The sequence below is a fragment of the Ramlibacter sp. genome (assembly GCF_036383835.1).
In the GTDB taxonomy this organism is placed as follows: Bacteria; Pseudomonadota; Gammaproteobacteria; order Burkholderiales; family Burkholderiaceae_C; genus Ramlibacter.
In genome coordinates this window covers 55,848-80,252 of sequence record NZ_DASVNN010000035.1, presented here as the reverse complement: position 1 = coordinate 80,252, position 24,405 = coordinate 55,848, and the positions used below count along the sequence as shown (strand labels likewise).

Annotated in this window: 34 protein-coding genes and 1 tRNA gene; 4 read left to right on the top strand and 31 right to left on the bottom strand. The window is 66.4% G+C overall.

Going from position 1 to position 24,405, the window contains the following annotated elements; translation table 11 throughout:
• Positions 1 to 4 precede the first annotated feature (4 nt).
• The gene (locus VF522_RS06090; RefSeq protein WP_330907340.1) at positions 5 to 328 is read left to right on the top strand and encodes a DUF1840 domain-containing protein; all 324 of its coding nucleotides are present in this window, start codon (positions 5 to 7) and stop codon (positions 326 to 328) included.
• Between the two features lie 9 nt (positions 329 to 337).
• On the opposite strand, the gene VF522_RS06085 is transcribed toward VF522_RS06090, so the two are convergent.
• The 10 genes from VF522_RS06085 to VF522_RS06040 all read right to left on the bottom strand — a co-directional run bounded on the left by VF522_RS06085 (position 338) and on the right by VF522_RS06040 (position 11,367).
• Positions 338 to 658: a DUF2917 domain-containing protein gene (locus VF522_RS06085; protein WP_330907339.1), complete on the bottom strand. Its 321-nt coding sequence runs from the start codon at positions 656 to 658 to the stop codon at positions 338 to 340.
• Positions 659 to 755: 97 nt separating this feature from the next.
• Positions 756 to 1,742: a tripartite tricarboxylate transporter substrate binding protein gene (locus tag VF522_RS06080; RefSeq protein WP_330907413.1), complete on the bottom strand. Its 987-nt coding sequence runs from the start codon at positions 1,740 to 1,742 to the stop codon at positions 756 to 758.
• Between the two features lie 109 nt (positions 1,743 to 1,851).
• The gene (locus tag VF522_RS06075) at positions 1,852 to 2,835 is read right to left on the bottom strand and encodes a tripartite tricarboxylate transporter substrate-binding protein (protein ID WP_330907338.1); all 984 of its coding nucleotides are present in this window, start codon (positions 2,833 to 2,835) and stop codon (positions 1,852 to 1,854) included.
• A 34-nt stretch (positions 2,836 to 2,869) separates the two neighbouring features.
• Positions 2,870 to 4,123 carry a phenylacetate--CoA ligase family protein gene (locus VF522_RS06070; RefSeq protein WP_330907337.1) on the bottom strand — a complete coding sequence of 418 codons (1,254 nt, stop codon included), beginning with the start codon at positions 4,121 to 4,123 and terminating at the stop codon, positions 2,870 to 2,872.
• Positions 4,124 to 4,140: 17 nt separating this feature from the next.
• Positions 4,141 to 4,950, bottom strand: coding sequence for an ABC transporter ATP-binding protein (locus VF522_RS06065; RefSeq protein ID WP_330907336.1), 810 nt, complete (start codon positions 4,948 to 4,950; stop codon positions 4,141 to 4,143).
• 137 nt (positions 4,951 to 5,087) lie between these two features.
• A complete protein-coding gene (locus tag VF522_RS06060) occupies positions 5,088 to 6,416 on the bottom strand; it encodes an ABC transporter substrate-binding protein (RefSeq protein ID WP_330907335.1) in 1,329 nt (442 codons plus the stop codon).
• Between the two features lie 89 nt (positions 6,417 to 6,505).
• Positions 6,506 to 7,582 carry a branched-chain amino acid ABC transporter permease gene (locus VF522_RS06055; protein WP_330907334.1) on the bottom strand — a complete coding sequence of 359 codons (1,077 nt, stop codon included), beginning with the start codon at positions 7,580 to 7,582 and terminating at the stop codon, positions 6,506 to 6,508.
• Positions 7,583 to 7,584: 2 nt separating this feature from the next.
• Positions 7,585 to 8,514 carry a branched-chain amino acid ABC transporter permease gene (locus VF522_RS06050; protein WP_330907333.1) on the bottom strand — a complete coding sequence of 310 codons (930 nt, stop codon included), beginning with the start codon at positions 8,512 to 8,514 and terminating at the stop codon, positions 7,585 to 7,587.
• A 79-nt stretch (positions 8,515 to 8,593) separates the two neighbouring features.
• Complete coding sequence (locus VF522_RS06045) at positions 8,594 to 9,427, bottom strand: ABC transporter ATP-binding protein (protein ID WP_330907412.1); 834 nt, start codon at positions 9,425 to 9,427, stop codon at positions 8,594 to 8,596.
• Positions 9,428 to 9,432: 5 nt separating this feature from the next.
• Positions 9,433 to 11,367 carry an AMP-dependent synthetase/ligase gene (locus tag VF522_RS06040; protein WP_330907332.1) on the bottom strand — a complete coding sequence of 645 codons (1,935 nt, stop codon included), beginning with the start codon at positions 11,365 to 11,367 and terminating at the stop codon, positions 9,433 to 9,435.
• Between the two features lie 115 nt (positions 11,368 to 11,482).
• Here VF522_RS06040 and VF522_RS06035 point away from each other — a divergent pair, with 115 nt between their 5' ends.
• Genes VF522_RS06035 through VF522_RS06025 form a run of 3 tightly spaced genes read left to right on the top strand, consistent with a single transcriptional unit; the run spans position 11,483 to position 14,015 of the window.
• Positions 11,483 to 12,214: a Crp/Fnr family transcriptional regulator gene (locus VF522_RS06035; RefSeq protein WP_330907331.1), complete on the top strand. Its 732-nt coding sequence runs from the start codon at positions 11,483 to 11,485 to the stop codon at positions 12,212 to 12,214.
• Positions 12,204 to 12,983, top strand: coding sequence for a pseudouridine synthase (locus VF522_RS06030; RefSeq protein WP_330907330.1), 780 nt, complete (start codon positions 12,204 to 12,206; stop codon positions 12,981 to 12,983). Before VF522_RS06035 ends, VF522_RS06030 begins: the two co-directional genes overlap by 11 nt.
• Positions 12,984 to 12,998: 15 nt before the next feature.
• On the top strand, positions 12,999 to 14,015 hold the full coding sequence (locus tag VF522_RS06025) for an ABC transporter substrate-binding protein (RefSeq protein WP_330907329.1): 1,017 nt from the start codon (positions 12,999 to 13,001) through the stop codon (positions 14,013 to 14,015).
• A 2-nt stretch (positions 14,016 to 14,017) separates the two neighbouring features.
• Here the strand turns inward: VF522_RS06025 and VF522_RS06020 are convergent, their stop codons facing one another.
• The 21 genes from VF522_RS06020 to rplN form a co-directional block, all read right to left on the bottom strand.
• Positions 14,018 to 14,485 (bottom strand): c-type cytochrome, encoded by a 468-nt coding sequence (locus tag VF522_RS06020; RefSeq protein ID WP_330907328.1) that lies wholly within the window; start codon positions 14,483 to 14,485, stop codon positions 14,018 to 14,020.
• A gap of 7 nt (positions 14,486 to 14,492) precedes the next feature.
• The gene (locus VF522_RS06015) at positions 14,493 to 15,200 is read right to left on the bottom strand and encodes a glutathione S-transferase N-terminal domain-containing protein (protein ID WP_330907327.1); all 708 of its coding nucleotides are present in this window, start codon (positions 15,198 to 15,200) and stop codon (positions 14,493 to 14,495) included.
• A 71-nt stretch (positions 15,201 to 15,271) separates the two neighbouring features.
• A tRNA-Met gene (locus tag VF522_RS06010) sits at positions 15,272 to 15,348 on the bottom strand.
• A gap of 20 nt (positions 15,349 to 15,368) precedes the next feature.
• Positions 15,369 to 15,770: a 50S ribosomal protein L17 gene (gene rplQ / locus VF522_RS06005; protein ID WP_330907326.1), complete on the bottom strand. Its 402-nt coding sequence runs from the start codon at positions 15,768 to 15,770 to the stop codon at positions 15,369 to 15,371.
• 63 nt (positions 15,771 to 15,833) lie between these two features.
• Positions 15,834 to 16,823: a DNA-directed RNA polymerase subunit alpha gene (locus VF522_RS06000; RefSeq protein ID WP_330907325.1), complete on the bottom strand. Its 990-nt coding sequence runs from the start codon at positions 16,821 to 16,823 to the stop codon at positions 15,834 to 15,836.
• Positions 16,824 to 16,922: 99 nt separating this feature from the next.
• Positions 16,923 to 17,546 carry a 30S ribosomal protein S4 gene (gene rpsD, locus VF522_RS05995; RefSeq protein ID WP_330907324.1) on the bottom strand — a complete coding sequence of 208 codons (624 nt, stop codon included), beginning with the start codon at positions 17,544 to 17,546 and terminating at the stop codon, positions 16,923 to 16,925.
• Between the two features lie 140 nt (positions 17,547 to 17,686).
• Entirely contained in the window at positions 17,687 to 18,091 is a 405-nt protein-coding gene (gene rpsK / locus VF522_RS05990) for a 30S ribosomal protein S11 (RefSeq protein WP_330907323.1), read from the bottom strand.
• A 71-nt stretch (positions 18,092 to 18,162) separates the two neighbouring features.
• Complete coding sequence (gene rpsM / locus VF522_RS05985) at positions 18,163 to 18,528, bottom strand: 30S ribosomal protein S13 (RefSeq protein WP_330907322.1); 366 nt, start codon at positions 18,526 to 18,528, stop codon at positions 18,163 to 18,165.
• Positions 18,529 to 18,552: 24 nt separating this feature from the next.
• Positions 18,553 to 18,666 (bottom strand): 50S ribosomal protein L36, encoded by a 114-nt coding sequence (gene rpmJ, locus VF522_RS05980; protein WP_011481465.1) that lies wholly within the window; start codon positions 18,664 to 18,666, stop codon positions 18,553 to 18,555.
• A gap of 24 nt (positions 18,667 to 18,690) precedes the next feature.
• Positions 18,691 to 18,909, bottom strand: a complete 219-nt coding sequence (gene infA / locus VF522_RS05975; protein ID WP_330907321.1) for a translation initiation factor IF-1 — start codon at positions 18,907 to 18,909, stop codon at positions 18,691 to 18,693.
• A gap of 2 nt (positions 18,910 to 18,911) precedes the next feature.
• On the bottom strand, positions 18,912 to 20,228 hold the full coding sequence (gene secY / locus VF522_RS05970; RefSeq protein WP_330907320.1) for a preprotein translocase subunit SecY: 1,317 nt from the start codon (positions 20,226 to 20,228) through the stop codon (positions 18,912 to 18,914).
• A gap of 19 nt (positions 20,229 to 20,247) precedes the next feature.
• Entirely contained in the window at positions 20,248 to 20,679 is a 432-nt protein-coding gene (gene rplO / locus VF522_RS05965; RefSeq protein WP_330907319.1) for a 50S ribosomal protein L15, read from the bottom strand.
• Position 20,680: 1 nt separating this feature from the next.
• On the bottom strand, positions 20,681 to 20,872 hold the full coding sequence (gene rpmD, locus VF522_RS05960) for a 50S ribosomal protein L30 (RefSeq protein WP_330907318.1): 192 nt from the start codon (positions 20,870 to 20,872) through the stop codon (positions 20,681 to 20,683).
• 11 nt (positions 20,873 to 20,883) lie between these two features.
• A complete protein-coding gene (rpsE, locus tag VF522_RS05955; RefSeq protein ID WP_330907317.1) occupies positions 20,884 to 21,405 on the bottom strand; it encodes a 30S ribosomal protein S5 in 522 nt (173 codons plus the stop codon).
• 17 nt (positions 21,406 to 21,422) lie between these two features.
• Positions 21,423 to 21,791 carry a 50S ribosomal protein L18 gene (gene rplR / locus VF522_RS05950; protein ID WP_330907316.1) on the bottom strand — a complete coding sequence of 123 codons (369 nt, stop codon included), beginning with the start codon at positions 21,789 to 21,791 and terminating at the stop codon, positions 21,423 to 21,425.
• Positions 21,792 to 21,802: 11 nt separating this feature from the next.
• Positions 21,803 to 22,336, bottom strand: coding sequence for a 50S ribosomal protein L6 (gene rplF / locus VF522_RS05945; RefSeq protein ID WP_330907315.1), 534 nt, complete (start codon positions 22,334 to 22,336; stop codon positions 21,803 to 21,805).
• Between the two features lie 15 nt (positions 22,337 to 22,351).
• The gene (gene rpsH, locus VF522_RS05940; protein WP_330907314.1) at positions 22,352 to 22,747 is read right to left on the bottom strand and encodes a 30S ribosomal protein S8; all 396 of its coding nucleotides are present in this window, start codon (positions 22,745 to 22,747) and stop codon (positions 22,352 to 22,354) included.
• Positions 22,748 to 22,768: 21 nt separating this feature from the next.
• Complete coding sequence (gene rpsN / locus VF522_RS05935) at positions 22,769 to 23,074, bottom strand: 30S ribosomal protein S14 (RefSeq protein ID WP_330907313.1); 306 nt, start codon at positions 23,072 to 23,074, stop codon at positions 22,769 to 22,771.
• A 9-nt stretch (positions 23,075 to 23,083) separates the two neighbouring features.
• Positions 23,084 to 23,623: a 50S ribosomal protein L5 gene (gene rplE, locus VF522_RS05930; protein WP_330907312.1), complete on the bottom strand. Its 540-nt coding sequence runs from the start codon at positions 23,621 to 23,623 to the stop codon at positions 23,084 to 23,086.
• A 2-nt stretch (positions 23,624 to 23,625) separates the two neighbouring features.
• The gene (gene rplX / locus VF522_RS05925) at positions 23,626 to 23,943 is read right to left on the bottom strand and encodes a 50S ribosomal protein L24 (protein ID WP_330907311.1); all 318 of its coding nucleotides are present in this window, start codon (positions 23,941 to 23,943) and stop codon (positions 23,626 to 23,628) included.
• Between the two features lie 11 nt (positions 23,944 to 23,954).
• Positions 23,955 to 24,323, bottom strand: coding sequence for a 50S ribosomal protein L14 (gene rplN / locus VF522_RS05920; protein WP_187079954.1), 369 nt, complete (start codon positions 24,321 to 24,323; stop codon positions 23,955 to 23,957).
• Between the last annotated feature and the right edge of the window lie 82 nt (positions 24,324 to 24,405).

The window sequence follows — 24,405 nt, the reverse complement described above, 5'->3', positions numbered from 1 at the left end:
GACGATGCTTTACAAGTTCAAGTCCAAGGCCACCGGCGACCTGATCATGCTGGAGCCGAACGGCCGCCGCGTGCTGGAGATCATCGGCAAGGACGCCGGGCCCAAGGGCATCATCCTGCCCGAGGACATGCCCGGCGCCCTGCAGGCGCTGGACGCCGCGATCCAGCGCGAGGAAGCCGAGCAGAAGGCCGCCGTCGACGAAGCCAAGGCCAAGGGCCAGGTGGCGCCCCGCTTCGAAGCGGTGTCCCTGCGGCAGCGCGCCGTGCCCTTCGTCGACATGCTCAAGCGCGCGAGCGCCGCCGGCAAGGAAATCGTCTGGGGCGTGTGAGCCCCGCGCTCACTCGTTTTCGACGACCGCCAGCTCCACCGGGATCAGGGCCTGCGCGACCAGGCGCCCCGGGTGATCCACCCGATGCGCGTCGCCGGGCTGCAGCACCTTGCCCTGCTTCTCGTGCTCGTGCGTGAGCCACAGGCAGCCGCTGCGGCAGATCAGCGTGACGCCCTGCAGGCCGCCGCGGATCCACATCTCGCCCGGCGCGAGCCGCACCGAGCGGGGGAATCCGGACCTCGCCTGCGTCCGGACCGGCGCCAGCGCGCCGATGAGCCGCCGCACGGCGGCGAACTGCAGTGGCAGGGTCAGGGCGGCGCTCGCGTGCATGGTGTTCTCCGTGGTGGACAGCCTGCACTCTCCGCCCCGAGGCCTTGCGTGTCCTGAAGCGACCTGAAACGCGCCTTAAACCTGCGCCACCCGCGGCTCAGTCCACCTTCGCGCCGGAGTTCTTCACCACCGGCGCCCACTTCCTGATCTCGCGATCGATCAGCTGGGCGAACTGCTGCGGCGTGTTGCCGCTCGGGATGGCGCCCTGCGCCAGCAGCCGCTCCTTCATCGCCGGCGTGGCGAGGGCCTTGGCGGTCTCCTGCTGCACGCGGTTGACGATGTCCTGCGGCGTGCCCGCGGGTGCCAGCAGGCCGAACCAGGAGCTGGCCTCGTAGCCCTTGAGATGGGCGGCCTCTTCCACCGTCGGCACGTCGGGCAGCGCCTGCGAACGCACCGCGCTCGTGACGGCCAGCGCCTTGAGCTTGCCGGCCTTGATGTGCGCCATCGACGAAGGCAGGTTGTCGAACATCACGTCCATGTCGCCGCCCAGCATGCCCATGAGCGCGGGACCCGAGCCGGTGTACGGGAAGTGCGTCATGTACACGCCCGCCATGCTCTTGAACAACTCGCCGGCCAGGTGGATCGAGGTGCCGTTGCCGCTGGAGGCCATGTTCACCTTGCCCGGGTTGGCCTTGGCGTACTTGATGAAGTCGTTGACGGTGTGGATCCCGCGGGCGGCGGCCTTCTCGCTGTTCACCACCATCACGTTGGGCACGCCGGCCACCAGCGAGATCGGCACGAAGTCCTTCTGCGGATCGAAGGGCATCCTGCTGTAAAGCGACTTGTTGATGCCGTGCGTGCCCACGGTTCCCATCAGCAGCGTGTAGCCGTCCGGGGCCGCCTTGGCCACGAGGTCGGCGCCGATGTTGCCACCGGCCCCGGGCTTGTTCTCCACGATGAAGGACTGGCCGAAGGCCTTCGACAGTTCGGGCGCCAGCGCGCGCGCCAGGATGTCGGTGGTGCCGCCGGGGGCGAAGGGCACGACGATGCGCACCGGCTTGGTGGGCCAGGCGGCTTGCGCGAAGGCAGCGGCGGGCAGCAGCGCGCCGGCGGCGAGCAGGGTGCGGCGGGAGAAGGCAGGCATGCGGGTCAAGGGATGTCTCCGGTGATTCGTTGTGCGCAGGATGATGCCATCGTGCAGGGCAAAAAAAAGCCGCCCCGAAGGGCGGCCTTTGCGCGCATCGCGTCGGCGATCAGTCGACGTAGACGCCGGCGGCCTTGATGACCGGGCTCCACTTGGCGATCTCGGACGCCACGAACTTCTTGTGCTCGGCGGGCTCGACGCGCTTGTCGTTCACGACGACGGCGCCCAGGCCTTCCTGCTTCTTGATGAATTCCGGATCCTTCAGGGCGACCTTCAGGGCATCGTTCAGCTTCTTCAGCACCGGCGCCGGCGTGCCCTTGGGGGCGTACAGGCCGTGGAAGATGCTGACGTTGAAGCCCTTGTAGCCGGCTTCCTGCATCGTCGGCAGGTCCTTCAGCGCGGGCGTCGTCAGGCGCTTGGGCGAGCTGACCGCATACGCCTTCACCTTCTTGCCCTCGATCTGCGAGGTGGTGTTGGTGGTCTGGTCGCACATCAGGTCGATCTGGCCGCCCATCAGGTCGGTCATCGCCGGGGCGGTGCCCTTGTACGGCACGGAGGTCATTTCCACGCCCAGGGCCTGCTGGAACAGCATGCCGCACAGGTGCGAGGCGGAGCCGACGCCGGCGTTGCCCAGGTTGACCTTGCCCTTGTTCTGGGCCACCCAGGCCGCCAGTTCCTTCATGTTGTTGGCCGGCAGCGTGGGCTTGCCGATCACCGTCATGGGCACGTCGTTGATCATGCCGACGTACTCGAAGTCGGTCTCGACCTTGAAGGGGATGTTGCGCACCAGCGTGGGCATGGTGGCCATGCCGATGTGGTGGACCAGCAGCGTGTAGCCGTCGGCGTTGGCCTTGGCGACCTTGTTGGCGCCGATCGAACCGCCGGCGCCGGCTGCGTTGTCCACCAGCACGGTGGCGCCGCCCAGCGGCTTGCGCAGGGCTTCGGCCAGGTCGCGCGCCACGCGGTCGGTCGGGCCGCCGGCGGTGAACGGAACGATGATCGTGACGGGCTTGTCGGGGAAGTTCTGGGCGGCGGCGCCCAGGGCGGTCGCGGCCACGGACAGGGCAACGAGCGTCTTGTACAGCTTTTTCATTCGCAGTCTCCGGTATTGAACCGCGGGATGATACCTACTTGTAGCTGCGCGCATCCTCGATGACTTTGCCGTCGTTGGGCAGGGTGCCCGGCTGTAGCAGCTGGACGTCGGCGCGCAGCTTGGTCACGTCGCGCACCGCTTCGCCGATGCGCGCATCCAGCCCCTGCGGCGCCGAAGCGGTTTCCACCTGGAACGTCATCACGTCGTTGGCCATTTCGCCGGTGACGACCAGCCGCGCCTTCACGATCTCCGGAAAGCGCCGGGCGATGTCCGCGACCTGGCCGGGATGCACGAACATGCCGCGGATCTTGGTGGTCTGGTCGGCGCGTCCCAGCCAGCCCTTGATGCGCATGTTGGTGCGGCCTGTCGGGTCCTCGCCCGGCAGCACGGCCGAGAGGTCGCCCGTCCCGAAGCGGATCAGCGGATAGGCCGGGCTCAAGCTGGTGACGACCACTTCGCCAACTTCGCCGGGCGCCACCGGGTCGCCGGTGCCGGGCCGCACGATCTCGACGATCACGCCCTCGTCGATCACCATGCCTTGCCGCGAGGCGGTCTCGTAGGCGATGAGGCCGAGGTCCGCCGTTGCATAGCTCTGGTAGATGTCCATGCCGCGTTCGGTGAACCAATCGCGCAGGCTGGGCGGGAAGGCCTCGCCGCCGACCAGGCCCTTCCTGATGCTGGAGATGTCGCCGCCGGACTCCTGCGCCTTCTCCACCAGGATGCGCAGGAAGCTGGGGGTGCCGAGATAGGCGACGGGCCGCAGCTCGGAGATCACCTGCAGCTGCTGTTCGGTCTGGCCGGTGCCGGCGGGGAACACCGTGCAGCCCACCGCGTGCGCGCCCGATTCCATGATGAAGGCGCCGGGCGTCATGTGGTAGCTGAAGCAGTTGTGCGCGAGGTCGCCGGAGCGGAAGCCGGCGGCGAACATGGCGCGGCCGGCGCGCCAGTAGTCGCGGATGCCGCTGTCCGGTTCATAGATCGGGCCGGGCGAGGCGAACACGTGCGGCATCGCGGGGCCGCGCACCACGGCGGCGAATCCGCCGAAGGGATCCTGCGCGCGCTGGGCCTTCTGCCGCTCCAGCAGCTCGCCCTTGCGCGTGACGGGCAGCTTCGCCAGCGCCTCGCGCGAGTGCACCTTCGCCGGATCGACGTGCGCCAGGATCCCGGCGAAGGCCCGGGTCATGGTCTTCGCATGCGCCACCTGCGCGGGCAGCGCCGCCATCAGCTGCGCCTCGCGCTCGGCGGGCTTGCGGGTCTCGAGGCCGTCGAAATGTTCTTGTGTCTGCATCTGCTCCCTCCCCGCGTTCAGGCCAGCCAGCGCTTGCGGCGCTTGTAGCTCTTGACCTCGCGGAAACTCTTGCGCTTGCCGGCGCCGACGCCCAGGTAGAACTCCTTGACGTCCTCGTTGCTCGCCAGCTCGGAGGCCGGCCCGTCCATCACGATGCGGCCGCTTTCCATGATGTAGCCGTAGCCGGCGTACTTCAGCGCCATGCCGGTGTTCTGCTCCGCCAGCAGGAAGGTCACCTTCTCCCTGGCGTTGAGGTCCTTCACGATCTCGAACACCTCCTCGACGATCTGCGGCGCGAGGCCCATGGAGGGTTCGTCCAGCAGCACGAGGTTCGGATTCGCCATCAGCGCGCGCCCGATCGCGCACATCTGCTGCTCGCCGCCCGAGGTGTAGGCCGCCTGCGACTCGCGCCGCTGCTTCAGCCGCGGGAAGTAGGCGTAGACCTTGTCCAGGTTGGCCGCGACCTCGCCCCTGCTCTTGCGGGTGTAGGCGCCGGTCAGCAGGTTCTCCTCGATCGTGAGGTGGGCGAAGCAGTGCCGCCCTTCCATCACCTGCACCACGCCGCGCTCCACCAGGTCGGCCGGCGTGAGGTTCTCGATGCGCTCGCCGCGCAGCACGATGGAGCCCTTGGTGACCTGGCCGCGCTCGCCCTGGAGCAGGTTGGACACGGCGCGCAGCGTGGTCGTCTTGCCCGCGCCATTGCCCCCGAGCAGCGCCACGATGCCGCCTTCGGGCACCTGCAGCGACACGCCCTTGAGCACGAGGATCACGTGGTTGTAGATGACTTCGATGCCGTTGACGTCCAAAACGATGTTGGGTGTGCTCATATGGCTTCCGGCTGTTGCCCCTTCCCCCTCTGGGGGAAGGCTGGGATGGGGGCGCTCTTGCGCTCGCGATTTACAAGCGCCGCAGCGCCCCCACCCCAACCCTCCCCCGGAGGGGGAGGGAGCCTGGTTCACTCAGGTCAGGATTGGCAGTCAGCCGGCGTGCGCGCCGTCAGCTTCTTCTCCGCCGCGTACTTCGCCGCCGTGCTCCGCACCAGCGGCTTGATCACCTGCTCGTCGCCCTGCAGCCAGTCGGAGGTGAACTTCCACTGCTTGCCGTCCCAGGTGTGGATGCGCGCCCAGGCCGCGCCCATGTGGTCGACGCAGGAGGTGCTGATCGGGCGCATCACGCCGGCGAAGCCGAGGCCGTCGAGCTTCTGCTGCGTGAGGTTCAGGTTCTCCAGGCCCCAGCGCACCTGCTCGCCACTCATCACCTTGCCCTTGCCGAAGCGCTCCTGCGCGGCGCGGATGCCTTCGATGCCCAGCATGGCGCTCATCGCGCCGCGCATGTAGAGCACCTGGCCCACTTCCTCCTTCGGGCCCGTGCCCTGGCCCTTGGCGTGCACCAGGGCCTGGATGTCCTTGACCACCTTGGACTGCGGCTCGGCGCCGTGCTGCATGGTCACCGCGTTGTAGCCCTTGGCGCCGTCACCGACGTCCTTCACGTCCGGCTCGGCACCGGCCCACCACACGCCGTACATCTTCTCGCGCGGGTAGCCGGTGGCGACGGCTTCCTTGATCGACGTGGAGTTCATCACGCCCCAGCCCCACAGCAGCGTGTAGTCGGGACGCGCCTGGCGGATCTGCAGCCAGGTGGCCTTCTGCTCCACGCCCGGGGCGGCCACCGGCAGCAGCTGCAGGTCGAAATGGTGCATCCGGCTGCGTTCCTGCAGCAGCGGGATGGGCTCCTTGCCGTAGGGGCTGTCGTGGTAGACCAGCGCGATCTTCTTGCCCTTGAGCTTGTCCCAGCCGCCTTCCTTCTTGGCGATGGCCTGCAGGATCGCGTCGGCCGCCACCCAGTAGTTGCCCGCGATCGGGAAGTTCCACTTGAAGACGGTGCCGTCCGCGGACTCGCTGCGGCCGTAGCCGACCGAGACCACCGGGATCTTGTCGTTGGGCGCCTTCTCCGTGATCGCGAAAGTCGCGCCCGTCGACAGCGGCTGCACGAACGCCGGATTGCGGCTCTTGAGGCGCTCGTAGCACTCGACGCTGCGCGCGGTGTCGTAGCCCGTCTCGCATTCCTCGAAGGCGAGCTTCACGCCGTTGACGCCGCCCTTGGCGTTCACCAGCTTGATGTAGTCGACGTAGCCGTTGGCCCAGGGCGTGCCGTTGGGTGCGTAGGGGCCGGTGCGATAGGACAGCACCGCGATGAACTGCTCCTTGGCCTGCGCGTGCGCGCTGGTCGTGAGTGCGGACGTCGCGGCGGCCGCCACCATGGCTGCGGCCAGGACCACATTGCGCAATTTCATGCCTGTCTCCTTGTGAATGGAAGTGGTGCCAGTGAAAGGGAGAAAACTCGGGGAAGCATCGGGACTTGCAGCTAGGGACTTACCCCGCGTCAATGCGGGAAGGGCCACAGGCGCAGCTTCTGCTTGCCGATGGACCACAGCCGCGCCAGCCCGTGCGGCTCGACGATGAGGAACCAGACGATCAGCACGCCGAAGATCATGAATTCGGTGTGCGACACGCCCGCGGTGGAGATCGTGATGCCGACCAGCGCGCCGAGCGCCGGCAGCGCCTGGTTCAGGAAGATCGGCAGGACCACGATGAAGGCGGCGCCGAAGAAGCTGCCCATGATCGAGCCGAGCCCGCCGATGATCACCATGAACAGCAGGCGGAAGGACATGTCCACCGAGAAGGCGGCCGGCTCCCAGGCGCCGAGGTAGACGAAGGCCCACAGTGCGCCGGCGACGCCGATGATGAAGGAGCTCACGGCGAAAGCGCTCAGCTTCGCGTACATCGGCCGGATGCCGATCACGGCGGCGGCCACGTCCATGTCGCGGATCGCCATCCACTCGCGGCCGATGGCGCTGCGCACCAGGTTCTTCGCGAGCAGCGCAAGCACCACCAGGATGCCCAGGCAGAACAGGTAGCGGCTCGGCGCGCTGTCGATGGGCCAGCCCAGCACCTGCAGGTTGGACACCGCCACGGAGCCGGAGGGCGTGTCCATGGTGAACCACTTGATGCGCAGGAACATCCAGTCGGAAAAGAACTGCGCGGCGAGCGTCGCCACCGCGAGGTACAGGCCGCGCACGCGCAGGCTCGGCAGGCCGAACAGGACGCCGAAGGCGGTGGCGCACAGGCCGCCCGCGAGCAGCGCGGGCACCAGCGGCATGCCGGGCACGCGCATGAAGACGTTGTAGGCGCCGTAGGCGCCCACGGCCATGAAGGCGCCGGAGCCGAGCGAGATCTGGCCGCAGTAGCCGACGAGGATGTTCACCCCCAGCGCCGCCAGCGACATGATCAGGAAGGGGATCAGGATCGCGCGGAACAGGTAGTCCGACGCGAACAGCGGCACGGCGACGAAGGCGACGAGGAGGATCGCCAGCAGCGCCCAGCGGTCCTGCAGGATCGGGAAGATCTGCTGGTCGGCGCGGTAGGTGGTCTTGAACTGGCCGTTTTCTCTGTAAAGCATGGTCAGACCCGATCGATGATCTTTTCGCCGAAGAGGCCCTGCGGCCGGAACAGCAGCACGACGAGCGCCAGCATGTAGGCGAACCAGATCTCGATGCCGCCGCCCACCATCGGGCCGATGTAGACCTCCGACAGTTTCTCGCCGACGCCGATGATGAGCCCGCCCAGGATGGCGCCGGGCACGGAGGTGAGGCCGCCGAGGATCACCACCGGCAGCGCGCGCAAGGCCACGGTGGACAGCGAGAACTGCACCCCCAGCTTGGAGCCCCAGATCATTCCCGCGACCAGCGCCACGACGCCGGCCACGCACCACACGATCACCCAGATGCGGTTCAGCGGGATGCCGATCGACTGCGCGGCCTGGTGGTCGTCGGCCACCGCGCGCAGCGCGCGGCCGGTGCCGGTCTTCTGGAAGAACAGCGTGAGCAGCGCCACCAGCGCCGCGGCGATCGCCGCCGCGATCAGGTCTTCCTTGCTGATCAGGATGCCGCCCTGGAAGGTGGACTCGAACGCGAGCCAGGGATCCTTGGGCATGCCGACGTCGATCTTGTAGATGTCGCTGCCGAAGAGGGTCTGGCCGAAGCCGTCGAGGAAGTAGGTGATGCCCAGCGTCGCCATCAGCAGCGTGGCGCCCTCCTGGTTCACCAGGTGCCGCAGCACCAGGCGCTCCACCAGCCAGGCCACCACGAACATGATCGCGCCGGCGACCAGGAAGGCGAGCAGGTTGGCGAGGATGGCGCTCTCGAAGCCGAGCCACTTCGGCAGCCACTCGGCGAAGCGCGCCATCGCCAGCGCCGCGAATAGCACCATCGCGCCCTGCGCGAAGTTGAAGACGCCGGAAGCCTTGAAGATCAGCACGAAGCCGAGGGCGACCAGCGAATAGAGCATGCCCGTCATCAGGCCGCCGAGGAGGGTTTCGAGGAAGAAGCCCATCACGCCTCCACCTTGTCATCCCGGCCTCGAGCCGGGATCCATGGATTGCGGGTCAAGCTCGCAATGACAATCATCTTGTTCAATGCGAAGTCCCCAGGTAGGCCTTGATCACGTCCGGATTGCTCCGCACTTCGTCGGGCGTGCCGTCGCCGATCTTCTTGCCGTAGTCCAGCACCACCACGCGGTCGGAGATGTCCATCACCACGCCCATGTCGTGCTCGATCAGGACCACGGTGGTGCCGAATTCGTCGTTCACGTCGAGGATGAAGCGGCACATGTCCTGCTTCTCCTCCAGGTTCATGCCCGCCATCGGCTCGTCGAGCAGCAGCACCTGCGGCTCCATCGCCAGCGCGCGGCCCAGGTCCACGCGCTTCTGCAGGCCGTAGGGCAGCTGCCCCACCGGCGTCTTGCGGAAGGCCTGGATCTCCAGGAAGTCGACGATCCGCTCGACGTGCTCGCGGTGCCGGATCTCCTCGCGCTCCGCCGGCCCGATGCGCAGCGCCTGCAGCAGGATGTTGCTCCTGATGCGCAGGTTGCGGCCGGTCATGATGTTGTCCAGCACGCTCATGCCCTTGAAGAGGGCCAGGTTCTGGAAGGTGCGGGCGATGCCCATCTCCGCCACCTGCCGGCTCTTCATGTGGTGGAAGGTCCTGCCGCGGAAGGTGATGCTGCCCTGCTGCGGCTGGTAGACGCCGTTGATGCAATTGAGCATCGAGCTCTTGCCGGCGCCGTTGGGCCCGATGATGGCGCGCACCTCGTGCTCGCGCACGTCGAAGGAGATGTCGGTGAGCGCCTTCACGCCGCCGAAGGCGAGCGAGATGTTCTTCACGTCCAGGATCACGTTGCCGAGGCGACGCGTGCCGGCCGGGGTGGAAGGGGACGCGGCGATGCCGGAAAGGTCGGGATCTCTCATGATCTTCATGCCGCCGCCCTCACCGGCGCGAAGGTGCGGGCATCCATGATCTTCAGCGTCGCGCTCACGCTGCCGGTGCGCCCGTCCTCGAACTTCACCTGCGTCTCGATGTACTGCTCGGACTTGCCGCCGTACAGAGCGTCCACCAGCACCTGGTACTTCTCGGCGATGAAGCCGCGGCGGACCTTGTTGGTGCGGGTGAGCTCGCCGTCGTCGGCGTCCAGCTCCTTGTGCAGGATCAGGAAGCGGTGGACCTGGCTGCCGGCGAGCTTCTCGTCGCCGGCGAGGTCCGCGTTCACTTTCTCGATGCAGTCCTTCACCAGGGCGTACACCTCGATCTTCTGCGCGAGATCGGTGTAGCCGGCATACGGCAGGTTGCGCTTCTCGGCCCAGTTGCCGACCGCGTCGAAGTCGATGTTGACCATCACGCACACCCTGTCGCGCTGGTCGCCCACCGCCACGGCTTCCTTGACGTGCGGGAAGAACTTCAGCTTGTTCTCGATGTACTTGGGCGCGAACATCGAGCCGTCGGCCAGGCGCCCGACGTCCTTGGCGCGGTCGATGATCTTCAGGTGGCCGCCGGCATCGAGGAAGCCGGCATCGCCGGTGCGGTACCAGCCCTCGCCGTCCTTCACCTCCGCGGTCGCCTGCGGGTTCTTGTAGTACTCCTTGAGCAGGCCGGGCGAACGCACGAGGATCTCGCCGTTGTCCGACAGCTTGATTTCGACGTCGCGGCACGGGATGCCCACCGTGTCGGCATGCACCTGGTGGTCCGGCTGCATGCAGACGAACACCGCCGTCTCCGTGCTGCCATAGAGCTGCTTGAGGTTGATTCCGATCGCGCGGTAGAACGTGAACAGGTCGGGCCCGATCGCCTCGCCCGCGGTGTACGCCACGCGGACCCGCGACATGCCCAGGTTGTTGCGCAGCGGCCCGTACACCAGCACGTTGCCGACGGCGTACAGCACGCGGTCGAGCGCGGCGACGCTCTTGCCGTCACGCAGCGCGGGGCCGACGCGGCGCGCGACGTCCATGCAGGCATGGAACATGCGCCGCTTGATGGCGCCGGCATCCTCCATGCGGATCATCACGCTGGTGAGCAGCGCTTCGAAGACGCGCGGCGGCGCGAAGTAGTAGGTGGGCCCGATCTCCTTGAGGTCGATCATCACGGTGCCGGCGGACTCGGGGCAGTTCACCACGTAGCCGCAGGCCAGCCACTGCGCGTAGCTGAAGATGTTCTGGCCGATCCAAGCCGGCGGCATGTAGGCCAGCACTTCCTCGCGTTCGGTGAGCCGGTCGAACTCGGCGCCGGCGTGCGCGCGATCGAGCAGCGTGCGGTGCGTGTGCACCACGCCCTTGGCCTGGCCGGTGGTGCCGGAGGTGAAGAACATCGCCGCGACGTCGTCGGGGCGGCCCTGCTCCACCTGGGCGGGGAACAGGCCGGGGTTGTCCCGCGCCAGCTTCGCCCCCGTTTCCAGCAGCGCGTCCACGGACTGCAGGCCCGGCTCGCCGTAGTGGCGCAGGCCGCGCGGATCGTCGAACCAGATGCCCCGCAGCTGCGGGCATTGCGGCCGGATCTCCAGCAGCTTGTCGACCTGCTCCTGGTCCTCCGCCAGCGCGAAGCGCACCTCCGCGTTGTTGATCGGGAAGACGCATTCGGCCGCCGCCGCGTCCTGGTACAGCGGCACGGGGATCGCGCCCAGCGATTGCGCCGCGAGCATCGTGGCGTACAGGCGGGGCCGGTTCGCGCCGATCACCACCATGTGCTCGCCGCGCGCGAGGCCGGCCTGGTGCAGGCCGCAGGCGATGTGTTCCACCATGCGCGCGAGGTCCGCCCAGGCGAGCGCCTGCCAGATGCCGTATTCCTTCTCGCGCATCGCCGCCGCTTCGGGCCGCTGCGCGGCGTGCTGCAGCAGCAGGCGGGGAAAAGTCGTTTCCATGCCTTGTCCTTTGGAAGAAGGCGTATGGGGCGCAATGTAGGCGGGGGTTTGACGTCTTTCTGTCTTTGCAATGACAATCCTAGGGATACTCCCGAGGGGGCTGTCCCTAACGTCCATGCCGGCCGAACTCACCCTCCACCAGCGCCGCCGCGATCCCACGCCAGCCGAGCTCGCCGGCATTCCCTGGCTCGCGGCGTTGCAGGCGCACGAGCGCGCCGTGGCGATGCAGGACATCAAGGTGGGCGACGCCCTGCCCGGCGACTACGTTTGCCGCGTCGGCCGCCCGGTGACCTACTGGTTCGGCGTGGTCGAAGGGCTGCTGAAAATGAGCACGGACAACGCGCAGGGCCGCACCATCACCTTCAGCGGCCTGCCGCCCGGCGGCTGGTTCGGCGAAGGCACCGTGCTCAAGCGCGAGCCCTACCGCTACAACATCCAGGCGCTGCGCAAGAGCGTGGTGGCGGGCCTGCCGACCGAGCGTTTCCACTGGCTGCTGGACCACTCGATCGGCTTCAACCGCTTCGTGATGAACCAGCTCAACGAGCGGCTCGGCCAGTTCATCGCCGCGCGCGAGATCGACCGCATGAACAATCCGGACGTGCGCGTGGCGCGCAGCCTCGCGGCCCTCTTCAACCGCGTGCTGTTCCCCGGCGTGGGCGAAGTGCTGCGCATCACGCAGCAGGAGCTGGCCTACCTGGTGGGCCTGTCGCGCCAGCGCGTGAACGAGGCGCTCTCCGCGCTGCAGGAGCAAGGCATCATCCAGGTCGAATACGGCGGCCTGCGCATCCTGGACCTGGAAGCGCTGCGCACCACTACTGCCCCCAACCGCAACAACGATGCAACCTGAGTCTCCTGCCGCCGGCGCCACGACGCGCCTGAACAAACGCATGGCCGAACTGGGCCTGTGCTCGCGCCGAGAGGCCGACGACTGGATCGCCAAGGGCTGGGTGAAGGTCGACGGCGCCGTCGCGCCCATGGGCCTGCAGGTGGGGCCGCAGTCGAAGATCGAGATCGATCCGCGCGCTCGCGGCCAGCAGCGCGAGCAGGTCACGATCCTGCTGCACAAGCCGATCGGCTACGTGAGCGGGCAGGCCGAGGACGGCCACGAGCCCGCCGTGGTGCTGGTTCAGGGGCGCGCGCGCTGGAAGGGCGACATGGGGCCGCAGCGCTTCCAGCCGAATCAACTGAAGGGGCTCGCGCCGGCCGGCCGCCTGGACATCGATTCCACCGGCCTGCTGGTGCTCACGCAGGACGGCCGCGTCGCGCGCCAGCTGATCGGCGAGGACTCGACGATCGAAAAGGAATACCTGGTGCGCGTGAGCTTCGGCCAGGCGACGACCGACGTGCAGGCGGCCTTCCCGCAGGCGCAACTCGCGCGCCTGCGCTTCGGCCTCAGCCTCGACGGCCAGCCGCTGAAGCCGGCCAAGGTGGACTGGCAGAACCCCGAGCAGCTGCGCTTCGTGCTCACCGAAGGCAAGAAGCGGCAGATCCGCCGCATGTGCGAGGCGGTGGGGCTGAAGGTGGTGGGACTCAAGCGGGTGCGCATCGGGCGCGTGACGCTCGGCCAGTTGCCGATCGGGCAATGGCGTTACCTGGCGCCGCACGAACGTTTTTGAATGAGGAGCCGCGCCTTGACACGCTTTCTCGCCCTGCTGCTCCTCGCCTCGGCCGCATCGGTCTCGCACGCCCAAGGCACCGTCACCGCCCTCTGCAGCACCGACCAGTCCTGGTGCGAACTCGCGGCACAGGAGTTCACCCGCGCCACCGGCATCCGCGTGCTGCAGACGCGCAAGCCCACGGGCGAGGCGCTCGCCCAGATCCGCGCCGAAGCCGCCAATCCGAAGACCGACCTCTGGTGGGGCGGCACCGGCGACCCGTACTACCAGGCGGCCGAAGCGGGCCTGCTCGATCCCTATCGCCCCGACTACCTCGACCAGCTGCACGGCTGGGCGGTGCGGCAGTACGCCATGAGCCAGAACCACGTCGGCGGCTTCTACACCAGCGCCATCGGCTTCGGCTGGAACGAGGAAGTGCTGAAGAAGAAGAAACTGCCGGCGCCGAAGTGCTGGAAGGACCTGCTCGATGCGAAGTACAAGGGCGAGATCGAGACTTCGCATCCGGGCTCCAGCGGCACCGGCTACACCATTCTCGCGGGTCTCGTTCAGCTGATGGGCGAGGACGCCGCCTTCGATTACCTGAAGAAGCTGCACCGCAACGTCACGCAGTACACACGCAGCGGCACCGCGCAGGCGCGCAGCGTGGCCAAGGGCGAAGTGGGCATCGGCGTGAGCTTCATCTTCGGCTTCGACAACGAGCGCCTCACCAACAAGTTCCCGGTGTACGCCGCGGCGCCCTGCGAAGGCACCAGCTACGAGATCGGTGGCATTGCTCTGGTGAAGGGCTCGCGCAGCCGCGCCGAGGCAAAGCGCTACTACGACTGGCTCATGAGCCCGGCCGGCCAGCAGATCGGCGCGCGCGCCAACAGCCTGCAGGTCCCCGCCAACAAGACCTTCCAGCCGGATCCGCGCATCCCCGCCATCGACAACGTGCGCCTGATCAAGTACGACTTCGAGAAGTACGGCAAGGCGAGCGAGCGCAGGCGGCTGGTGGACCGCTGGGTGAAGGAAGTGGAGTCGCTGCCGCGCTGAGCTCAGGGCTTCGCGGCGTTCGCGCGGTGCGCGGCGTCGACTTCGCGCTGCGCCTTGCGGATCTCCGGCGGCCATTGCGACTGGATCCATGACAGCGCGGCAACGATCTCCGCGTCGCCCAGGACGCCTTCGTAGGCCGGCATTGCCGAGTCGTAGTCCTTCAGGTTCGCGGCCCTGGCGACGCCGTACTTGGTGATGCGGAACAGCACCTCGTCGGGGTGATGCCAGGTGTGGCCGCTGGCGTCGTGCGGTGGCGCGGGCAGCCGTCCGGCCGCGTCGCGCAGGCGCCAGTTCGGCTGGCCTTGCAGGCGCGCGCCATGGCAGGCGGCGCAGTGCTGTTCGTAGACCTTGCGCCCGGCCGAGGTCACGGCGGCATCGTCGGGCCGCATCGCATGCGGATCCGGGGGCGTGCGGTCGCAACCTGCTGCGAGCAGCAGCAGGCTCGACGCGACGATCAGGCGCACCGGCACGCGGTGTTCAGGCTTCCTTGCGGGGGATGTCGAGGCCACGCTGCACCGCGGGCCGCGCGACGAAGGATTCGAGCACGCGCCTGACTTCGGCGAACGCGTCGAAGCCCACCAGTTCGCCGGCGCCGTAGGAGCCGACCAGGTTGCGCACCCACGGGAAGATCGCGATGTCGGCGATGCTGAATTCGTCGCCGAGCATCCACGCGCGGCCCTTCAGGTGCCGGTCCAGCACGCCGAGCAGGCGCTTCGATTCGGCGACGTAACGATCGCGCGGCCGCTTGTCCTCGTAGTCCTTGCCGGCGAACTTGTGGAAGAAGCCGAGCTGGCCGAACATGGGCCCGATGCCACCCATCTGGAACATCAGCCACTGGATGGCCTCGTAGCGGCGCGCGGGATCCTGCGGGAGCAGCTTGCCGGTCTTCTCGGCGAGATAGAGCAGGATGGCACCCGACTCGAACAGCGCGAGCGGCTTGCCGCCCGGCCCCTGCGGGTCGACGATCGCGGGGATCTTGTTGTTCGGGTTGAGCGACAGGAACTCGGGCGAGAGCTGGTCGTGGTTCTCGAAGGCGACGCGATGCGGCTCGTACGGCAAGCCGGTCTCCTCCAGCATTATCGACACCTTCACGCCGTTGGGCGTGGGCAGCGAATAGAGCTGCAGGCGATCCGGATGCGTCGCCGGCCACTTCTTCGTGATGGGGAATGCGCTCAGTTCAGCCATGCAGGTCCTCGTGAAAGACCGGGCAGCTTACTGCAGGCGTGAAAAAGCCCTCACAAGGAGGGCTTTCAATTTGGTTGCGCGGGCAAGATTTGAACTTGCGACCTTTGGGTTATGAGCCCAACGAGCTACCAGGCTGCTCCACCGCGCGTCAGAGATTGCAATTATAGCTTATTCGGAGGCCTGCTGCTCGGCACCGGTGGCTTCCGTCGGCTCGGGACGGTCCACGAGCTCGACCAGCGCCATCGGCGCGTTGTCGCCGACGCGGAAACCCATCTTCAGGATGCGGGTGTAGCCGCCCGGACGCGTCTGGTAGCGCGGGCCGAGTTCGTTGAACAGCTTGGTCACGATATCGCGATCGCGCAGGCGGTCGAAAGCCAGGCGCTTGTTCGCCAGGGTGGGTTCCTTGGCCAGCGTGATCATCGGCTCGACGACGCGACGCAGTTCCTTGGCCTTGGGCACCGTGGTCTTGATGGCTTCGTGCTGGAGCAGCGAGACCATCATGTTGCGCAGCATCGCGAGGCGGTGCTCGCTGGTGCGATTCAGTTTGCGGAGGCCGTGGCCGTGACGCATGGTGTGTTCCTTTCCTTATCTAAAGGCAGCCGTGTCAGGTACTGCCAGTTCACCATCGGTTGATTAACGCTTGTCCAGGCCGGCGGGCGGCCAGGATTCCAGTTTCATGCCAAGGGTCAGGCCGCGCGAGGCGAGCACTTCCTTGATCTCGTTGAGCGACTTGCGGCCCAGGTTCGGGGTCTTCAGCAGCTCGTTCTCGGTGCGCTGGATCAGGTCACCGATGTAGTAGATGTTTTCGGCCTTCAGGCAGTTCGCCGAACGGACGGTGAGCTCGAGCTCGTCGACCGGACGCAGCAGGATCGGGTCGAACTGCTGCGAGCTGCGCTGCACCGGCTGGTCGAAGGCGGCCAGTTCGGAGCCTTCCAGCTGGGCGAACACGGCGAGCTGTTCGACGAGGATCTTGGCCGAGGCACGCACGGCGTCTTCCGCCGTGATCGCGCCGTTGGTCTCGATCTCCATCACCAGCTTGTCGAGGTCGGTGCGCTGTTCCACGCGGGCGCTTTCGACGGTGTAGCTCACGCGCTTGACGGGCGAGAACGACGCGTCCAGCACGATGCGGCCGATCGACTTGGTGGGCTCGTCGCCGTAGCGGCGCACGTTGCCGGGCACGTAGCCGCGGCCCTTTTCCACCTTGATCTGCATGTCGATCTTGCCGCCTTGCGACAGCGTGGCGATCACGTGCTCGGGGTTGATGATCTCGACGTCATGCGGCGTCTGGATGTCGGCGGCCGTGACGACGCCTTCGCCGTCCTTGCGCAGCGACAGGGTCACCTCATCGCGGTTGTGGAGCTTGAACACCACGCCCTTGAGGTTCAGCAGGATGCCCACCACGTCTTCCTGCACGCCGTCGATCGACGAGTACTCGTGCAGGACACCGGCGATGGTCACCTCCGTCGCCGCATACCCGACCATCGACGAGAGCAGGACCCGGCGCAGCGCGTTGCCGAGCGTGTGGCCGTAGCCGCGCTCGAAAGGCTCCAGGGTCACCTTGGCGCGGTTGTGGCCAAGCTGTTCCACGTTGATGGATTTGGGTTTCAGCAGGTTGGTTTGCATGCAGGACTTTCCTCTCAATACCCCCGGCTCGTTACACCGGTAAGGCTGGGGCCCCGGCGCCGTGCCCGGCCGCCGGGGAACTAGACACTCTCTCGCGGATTAGCGCGAATACAGTTCGACGATCAGCGCTTCCTTGATGTCGGCGCCGAACTCGTCGCGGTCCGGGACCTTCTTGAAGGTGCCTTCGGCCTTGTCGACGTTCACTTCGATCCAGGCGGGGATGCCGACCTGGGTGGCCAGCTGCAGGGCCTCGACGACGCGGTTCTGCTTCTTCGACTTCTCGCGCACGGCAACCACGTCACCGGCCTTGACCTGGTAGGACGGGATGTTGATCGGCTGGCCGTTCACCGTGATGGCCTTGTGGCTCACCAGCTGGCGCGCTTCGGCGCGGGTGGAGCCGAAGCCCATGCGGTACACCACGTTGTCCAGGCGCGACTCGAGCAGGAACAGCAGGTTGGCGCCGGTGTTGCCCTTGCGGCGGTCGGCTTCCTCGAAGTAGCGGCGAAACTGCTTTTCCAGCACGCCGTACATGCGCTTGACCTTCTGCTTCTCGCGCAGCTGCAGGCCGAAGTCGCTGGTGCGCTGGCCGGAGGTGCGGCCGTGCTGGCCGGGCTTGGAGTCGAACTTGGCCTTGTCGCTGATGGAGCGGCGGGCGCTCTTCAGGAACAGGTCGGTGCCTTCGCGGCGGGACAGTTTGGCCTTGGGGCCGAGGTAACGTGCCACTTTTCTCTTTCCTTCAAATGACTACCGCGGCCTGATGCCGCGGGAGCCGGCGACGCGTGGGCCGCCGGCGGTGGGCTTACCAAATAGAGGTGCCCGGGCAATCGCGCTGAGCGCTTCTTGATCCGGCACCTGGTCCTTGGTTAGATACGACGCCGCTTTTGCGGGCGGCAGCCGTTGTGCGGCACCGGCGTGACGTCCGAGATCGAGTTGATCCGGATGCCCAGCGCGGCAAGCGCACGCACCGAGGACTCGCGGCCCGGGCCGGGGCCGCGGATCTCGACGTCCAGGTTCTTGATCCCCTGCTCCATGGCGGCGCGGCCGGCCACTTCGCTGGCCACCTGGGCGGCGAAGGGAGTCGACTTGCGCGAGCCCTTGAAGCCCTGGCCGCCGGAGGAGGCCCAGGACAGGGCGTTGCCCTGGCGGTCGGTGATCGTGATGATCGTGTTGTTGAAGGACGCGTGGACGTGGCAGACGCCGTCGCTCACGTTCTTGCGGACCTTCTTGCGCACGCGCTGCGCGGCGTTGTTGGCGGGAGCCTTGGCCATGTCTTTTCTCTTCCTTGATCAGAGGGGTCCGAGCAATCGCGCTTCGCGCTACTTGGTCCGACCCCTAGAAGTTATTTTTTCAGCGCCTGCGCAGCCTTGCGCGGACCCTTGCGGGTGCGGGCATTGGTGCGGGTGCGCTGGCCGCGCATGGGCAGGCCGCGGCGATGACGGAATCCGCGGTAGCAGCCGATGTCCATCAGTCGCTTGATGTTCATCGTCGTCTCGCGGCGCAGGTCACCCTCGATGGTGAACTGGGCGATCTGGTCGCGGATCTTCTCCAGGTCGGCGTCGGTCAGGTCCTTCACCTTCTTGGAGTAGGGAATGCCCGTCGCTTCGCAGATCTGACGGGCGCGCGTGCGACCGATGCCGAAGATGGCGGTGAGGCCGATTTCGGTGTGCTGGTGCGGCGGAATGTTGATGCCGGCGATACGTGCCATGTGCGTCGTTCCTCTAAATCTCTATCAGCCCTGGCGCTGCTTGTGGCGCGGGTCGGTGCAGATCACGCGCACGACACCCTTGCGGCGAATGATCTTGCAGTTGCGGCAGATCTTCTTGACGGAAGCCGAAACTCTCATTGCTTTTCTCCTAAATCCTCTCCGCTACTTCACGCGGAACACAATCCGTGCCCGCGACAAGTCGTAGGGCGTCAATTCCACGGTGACCCTGTCACCCGGCAGGATGCGGATGTAGTGCATCCGCATCTTTCCCGAAATATGTCCGAGCACGATGTGCCCGTTTTCCAACTTCACCCGGAATGTTGCATTGGGAAGGTTTTCGACCACTTCCCCCTGCATCTGGATGACATCGTCTTTCGACACGGTCAGCCGCCGAGTGACGTCTTGAAGTTCGCTTTCTTCAGCAGACTTTCGTACTGCTGGCTCATCAGATAGTTCTGCACCTGCGCCATGAAGTCCATCGTGACCACCACGATGATCAGCAGCGACGTTCCACCGAAGTAGAACGGCACGTTGTACTTCAGGATCAGGAACTCCGGCAGCAGGCACACGAAGGTGATGTAGATCGCGCCGGCGAGCGTCAGCCGCGCCAGGATCTTGTCGATGTACTTCGCCGTCTGCTCGCCCGGACGGATGCCCGGGACGAACGCGCCGCTCTTCTTCAGGTTGTCCGCCGTCTCGCGGCTGTTGAAGACCAGCGCCGTGTAGAAGAAGCAGAAGAAGACGATCGCCGCAGCGTAGAGCATGACATAGATCGGCTGGCCGGGGCTCAGCGTCGACGCAATGTCCTTCAGCCAGCGCATGGAATCACCCGTGGAGAACCAGCTCACCACCGTCGCCGGCAGCAGGATGATCGACGAGGCGAAGATCGGCGGGATCACGCCGGCCATGTTCAGCTTCAGCGGCAGGTGCGAGCTCTGGCCACCGTAGACCTTGTTGCCCACCTGGCGGCGCGCGTAGTTGACCAGGATCTTGCGCTGGCCGCGTTCCACGAACACCACGAAGTAGGTCACCAGGGCGACGGTCGCGACGATGAAGATCGCCACCAGCGGTCCCATGGAACCCGTGCGCACCAGCTCCAGCAGTCCGCCGATCGCGTTGGGCAGGCCCGCAGCGATACCGGCGAAGATCAGGATCGAGATGCCGTTGCCGAGGCCGCGTTCGGTGATCTGCTCGCCGAGCCACATCAGGAACATCGTGCCGGCCGTCAGGCTCACCACCGCGGTCATGCGGAAGCCGAAGCCCGGGTTCAGCACCAGGCCGGCGGAGCCTTCCAGCGCCATGGCGATGCCAAGCGATTGGAAGAGCGCCAGGCCCAGCGTGCCGTAGCGGGTGTACTGCGTGATCTTGCGGCGGCCGGCCTCGCCCTCCTTCTTCAGCTGCTCGAACGTGGGGATCACGTACGTGAGCAGCTGCATGATGATGGAGGCCGAGATGTACGGCATGATGCCCAGCGCGAACACCGTGAAGCGCGACAGCGCCCCGCCCGAGAACATGTTGAACAGGCTCAGGATGCCGCCCTGCTGGCCCTTGAACAGCTGCGCGAGCTGGTCCGGGTTGATGCCGGGCACGGGGATGTGCGCGCCGATGCGGTAGACCACCAGCGCGAGCAGCAGGAAGACCAGCCGGCGACGGAGGTCGCCGAACTTGCCGGTCTTCGCGATCTGGGCTGCGGTTGCCACTTGTGAGCGTCGCCTCTGCTTAGTTGAGGGAGCCGCCGGCAGCCTCGATGGCCGCCTTGGCACCCGCGGTGGCACCGATGCCGGTCAGCTTGACCGCGCGCTTCAGCTCGCCCGACTTGATCACCTTCACGTTCTTCACGATCTGGGCAACCAGCTTGGCTTGCTTCAGGGCCAGCAGGTCGACTTCGGCCGCGCCCAGCTGTTCCAGCTGACCCAGCGTCACTTCGCCGTTGAACTGCAGGTTGTGCGACTTGAAGCCACGCTTGGGCAGGCGGCGCTGCAGCGGCATCTGGCCGCCTTCGAAGCCGACCTTGTGATAGCCGCCCGCGCGGGACTTCTGGCCCTTGTGGCCGCGGCCGGCGGTCTTGCCCAGGCCGGAGCCGATGCCACGGCCGACGCGGCGACGCGCCTTCTTCGAGCCCTCGGCGGGCTGGATGCTATTGAGTTCCATGTCAGAGCACCTTCACCAGGTAGTCGACCTTGTTGATCATGCCGCGCACCGCAGGGGAGTCCTGCAGTTCGCTGACCGAGTTCAGCTTGCGCAGGCCCAGGCCGCGGATGGTCGCGCGATGCGATTCCTTGGTGCCGATCGGGCTGCGGACCAGCTGGACCTTCACGGTCTTTTGCTGTTCGTTCTTTGCCATTGCGTTTCTCCTCAGGCGGCGAAGATGTCTTCGACCGACTTGCCGCGCTTGGCCGCCACTTGCCCGGGGGTGGTGGCGTTCTTGAGCGCGTCGAAGGTGGCGCGGACCATGTTGTAGGGGTTCGTCGAACCGTGGCTCTTGGCCACGATGTCGGTGATGCCCATCACTTCGAAGACGGCGCGCATCGGGCCGCCGGCGATGATGCCGGTACCCTTGGGAGCGGGCGCCATCATGACGCGGGCGGCACCGTGCTGGCCGAACACGTTGTGATGGATCGTGCCGTTCTTCAGCGACACCTTGGTCATGTTGCGGCGGGCTTCTTCCATCGCCTTCTGCACGGCGGCGGGCACTTCCTTGGACTTGCCCTTGCCCATGCCGACCTTGCCGTCGCCGTCGCCGACCACGGTCAGAGCGGCGAAACCGAGGATACGGCCGCCCTTCACCACCTTGGTCACGCGGTTCACCGCGATCATCTTTTCCCGCAGGCCGTCTTCCGGACCGTCACCCTGGGTCTTAGCTTGTACTCGTGCCATGTTGCTGATCCTGTCCGTTAGAACTGCAGGCCCGCTTCACGGGCGGCCTCGGCCAGCGCCTTGACGCGGCCGTGGTAGGCGAAGCCGGCGCGGTCGAACGCGACCTTCTCGACGCCGGCGGCCTTGGCCTTCTCGGCGATGCGCTTGCCGACCTGCTGCGCGGCGGCGACGGTGGCACCCTTGCCGGAGCCGCCGAGTTCCTTGCGCAGGTCCGCTTCCACGGTGGAAGCCGTCGCCAGCACCTTGGAACCGTCGTCCGAGATCAGCTGGGCGTAGATGTGCAGGTTGGTGCGGTTGACCGTCAGACGGGCCACGCCTTGCTGCGCAATGCGGATGCGGGTCTGGCGCGAACGGCGCTGACGCTGATCCTTCTTGGTCAAAGACATGTTGTGGCTCCTTACTTCTTCTTGGTCTCTTTGATCACGACCTTCTCGTCCGAGTAGCGGATGCCCTTGCCCTTGTAGGGCTCGGGCGGACGCACTGCGCGGATCTCGGCGGCGATCTGGCCGACACGCTGGCGGTCGGCGCCCTTCACCACGATTTCCGTCGGGGCAGGGGTGGCGACCGTGATGCCCTGGGGCATCTCGATGTTGACGGGGTGCGAGAAGCCGATCTGCAGGTTCAGCTTGCTGCCCTGGGCGGCGGCGCGGAAGCCCACGCCGACCAGGTTCAGCTTCTTCTCGAAGCCCTTGGTGACGCCCGTCACCATGTTGTTCACCAGCTGGCGCATGGTGCCGCTCATGGCGTTGGCTTCACGCGATTCGTCGATGGGCGCGAAGGTCAGCTTGCCGCCTTCGTTGCTCACCTTGACCAGGCTGTTCTGCGCGAGGGCCAGCGTGCCGCCGGCGCCCTTGACGCTGATCTGGTCTTGCTTGATGGCCACGTCGACGCCCTGGGGGACGGCGACCGGCGCTTTTCCGACTCGGGACATGTTCCTATCCTTCCCTTACGCGACGTAGCACAGGACTTCGCCGCCCACGCCAGTGGCGCGCGCCTTGCGGTCGGTCATCACGCCCTTCGGGGTGGTGACGATCGCGACGCCCAGGCCGTTCATGACCTGGGGGATGTTGTTGCGGCCCTTGTAGACGCGCAGGCCGGGACGGCTCACGCGTTCGATACGTTCGATCACCGGACGGCCAGCGTAGTACTTCAGGGCGATCTCGAGCTCGGACTTGCCGTTCTCGCTCTTCACCTGGAAGCCGTCGATGTAACCCTCGTCCTTCAGCACCTGGGCGATGGCCACCTTCACCTTGGAAGAGGGCACCGACACCGTCGCCTTGGAGACCATCTGCGCGTTACGGATACGCGTCAGCAGGTCGGAGATGGGATCACTCATGCTCATATCTGTCTCTCCTGCCTGCGCTTACCAGCTGGCCTTGACCACGCCCGGGACGTTGCCTTCGAAGGCCAACTCGCGGATCTTGTGGCGGGCGAGGCCGAACTGGCGGAAGGTTCCGCGGGCACGGCCGGTGAGGTCGCAGCGATTGCGCTGGCGGGTGGGGTTCGCGTTGCGGGGAAGCTTCTGCAGCGCCTGGCGGGCAGCCATGCGCTCCTCGTCGCTCTTCTTCGCATCGTTGGCGATGGACTTCAGCTCTTCGTACTTCTTCGCGTACTGGGCAACCAGCTTGTCACGCTTCAGTTCGCGCTGGATCAGGGCAGTTTTAGCCACGTCGTTACCTCAGTTCTTGAAGGGGAAGCGGAAGCCCGCCAGGAGCGCCTTGGCTTCCTCGTCGGTCTTGGCCGTCGTCGTGATCGAGATGTTCAGGCCGCGCAGGGCGTCGACCTTGTCGTACTCGATTTCCGGGAAGATGATCTGTTCCTTGACGCCGATGTTGTAGTTGCCGCGACCGTCGAAGGCACGACCACTGACACCGCGGAAGTCACGCACGCGCGGCAGCGCCACGTTGACGAAGCGGTCCAGGAATTCGTACATGCGGTTGCCGCGCAGCGTGACCATCGTGCCGATCGGCTGGCCTTCGCGGATCTTGAAACCGGCGATGGCCTTCTTGGCCTTGGTCACCACGGGCTTCTGGCCGGAGATCTTGGTCAGGTCGCCCACGGCGTTTTCCATGACCTTCTTGTCCGCCACGGCCTCGCCCACGCCCATGTTCAGCGTGATCTTGGTGATGCGCGGCACCTGCATCGGCGACTTGTAGCCGAACTTCGTGGTGAGCTCGGGAGCGACCTTGGTGCGGTAGTGTTCTTGGAGTCGGGACATGGTCAGGCCACCTTGATTTCTTCACCGGACGACTTGAACACGCGGGTGCGCTTGTCGCCGTCGATCTTGATGCCCACGCGGTCAGCCTTGCCGGTGGCGGAATTGAAGATCGCCACGTTGGACTGGTGGATCGGCATGGCCTTTTCCACGATGCCGCCGGTGGTGCCCTTCATCGGGTTGGGCTTGGTGTGCTTCTTCACCTGGTTGACGCCCTCGACGACCAGGAACTGGTCGTCCTTGCGCAGCGACACGCGGCCGCGCTTGCCCTTGTCCTTGCCGGCCAGGACGATGACTTCGTCACCCTTGCGGATCTTGTTCATGGCGGGATTCCTTACAGGACTTCGGGAGCCAGCGACACGATCTTCATGAACTTCTCGGTACGCAGCTCGCGCGTCACGGGTCCGAAGATGCGGGTGCCGATCGGCTCCAGCTTGTTGTTGAGCAGCACGGCGGCATTGCCGTCGAACTTCACGAGCGAGCCGTCGGCGCGACGGATGCCCTTGGCGGTGCGCACCACCACGGCGCTGTAGACCTCGCCCTTCTTGACGCGGCCACGCGGAGCGGCTTCCTTGATGCTCACCTTGATGATGTCGCCAACACTGGCGTAACGACGCTTCGAGCCTCCGAGCACCTTGATGCACAGGACGGACTTCGCGCCGGTGTTGTCGGCGACTTCGAGCCGAGATTCAGTCTGGATCATTTCAGTTGTTCCCAACTTGTCCCGAATGCACCCTGCAGGACGATCCGGCAGGACATCGGGGCAGTCTTGGGCCCGCCGTCTT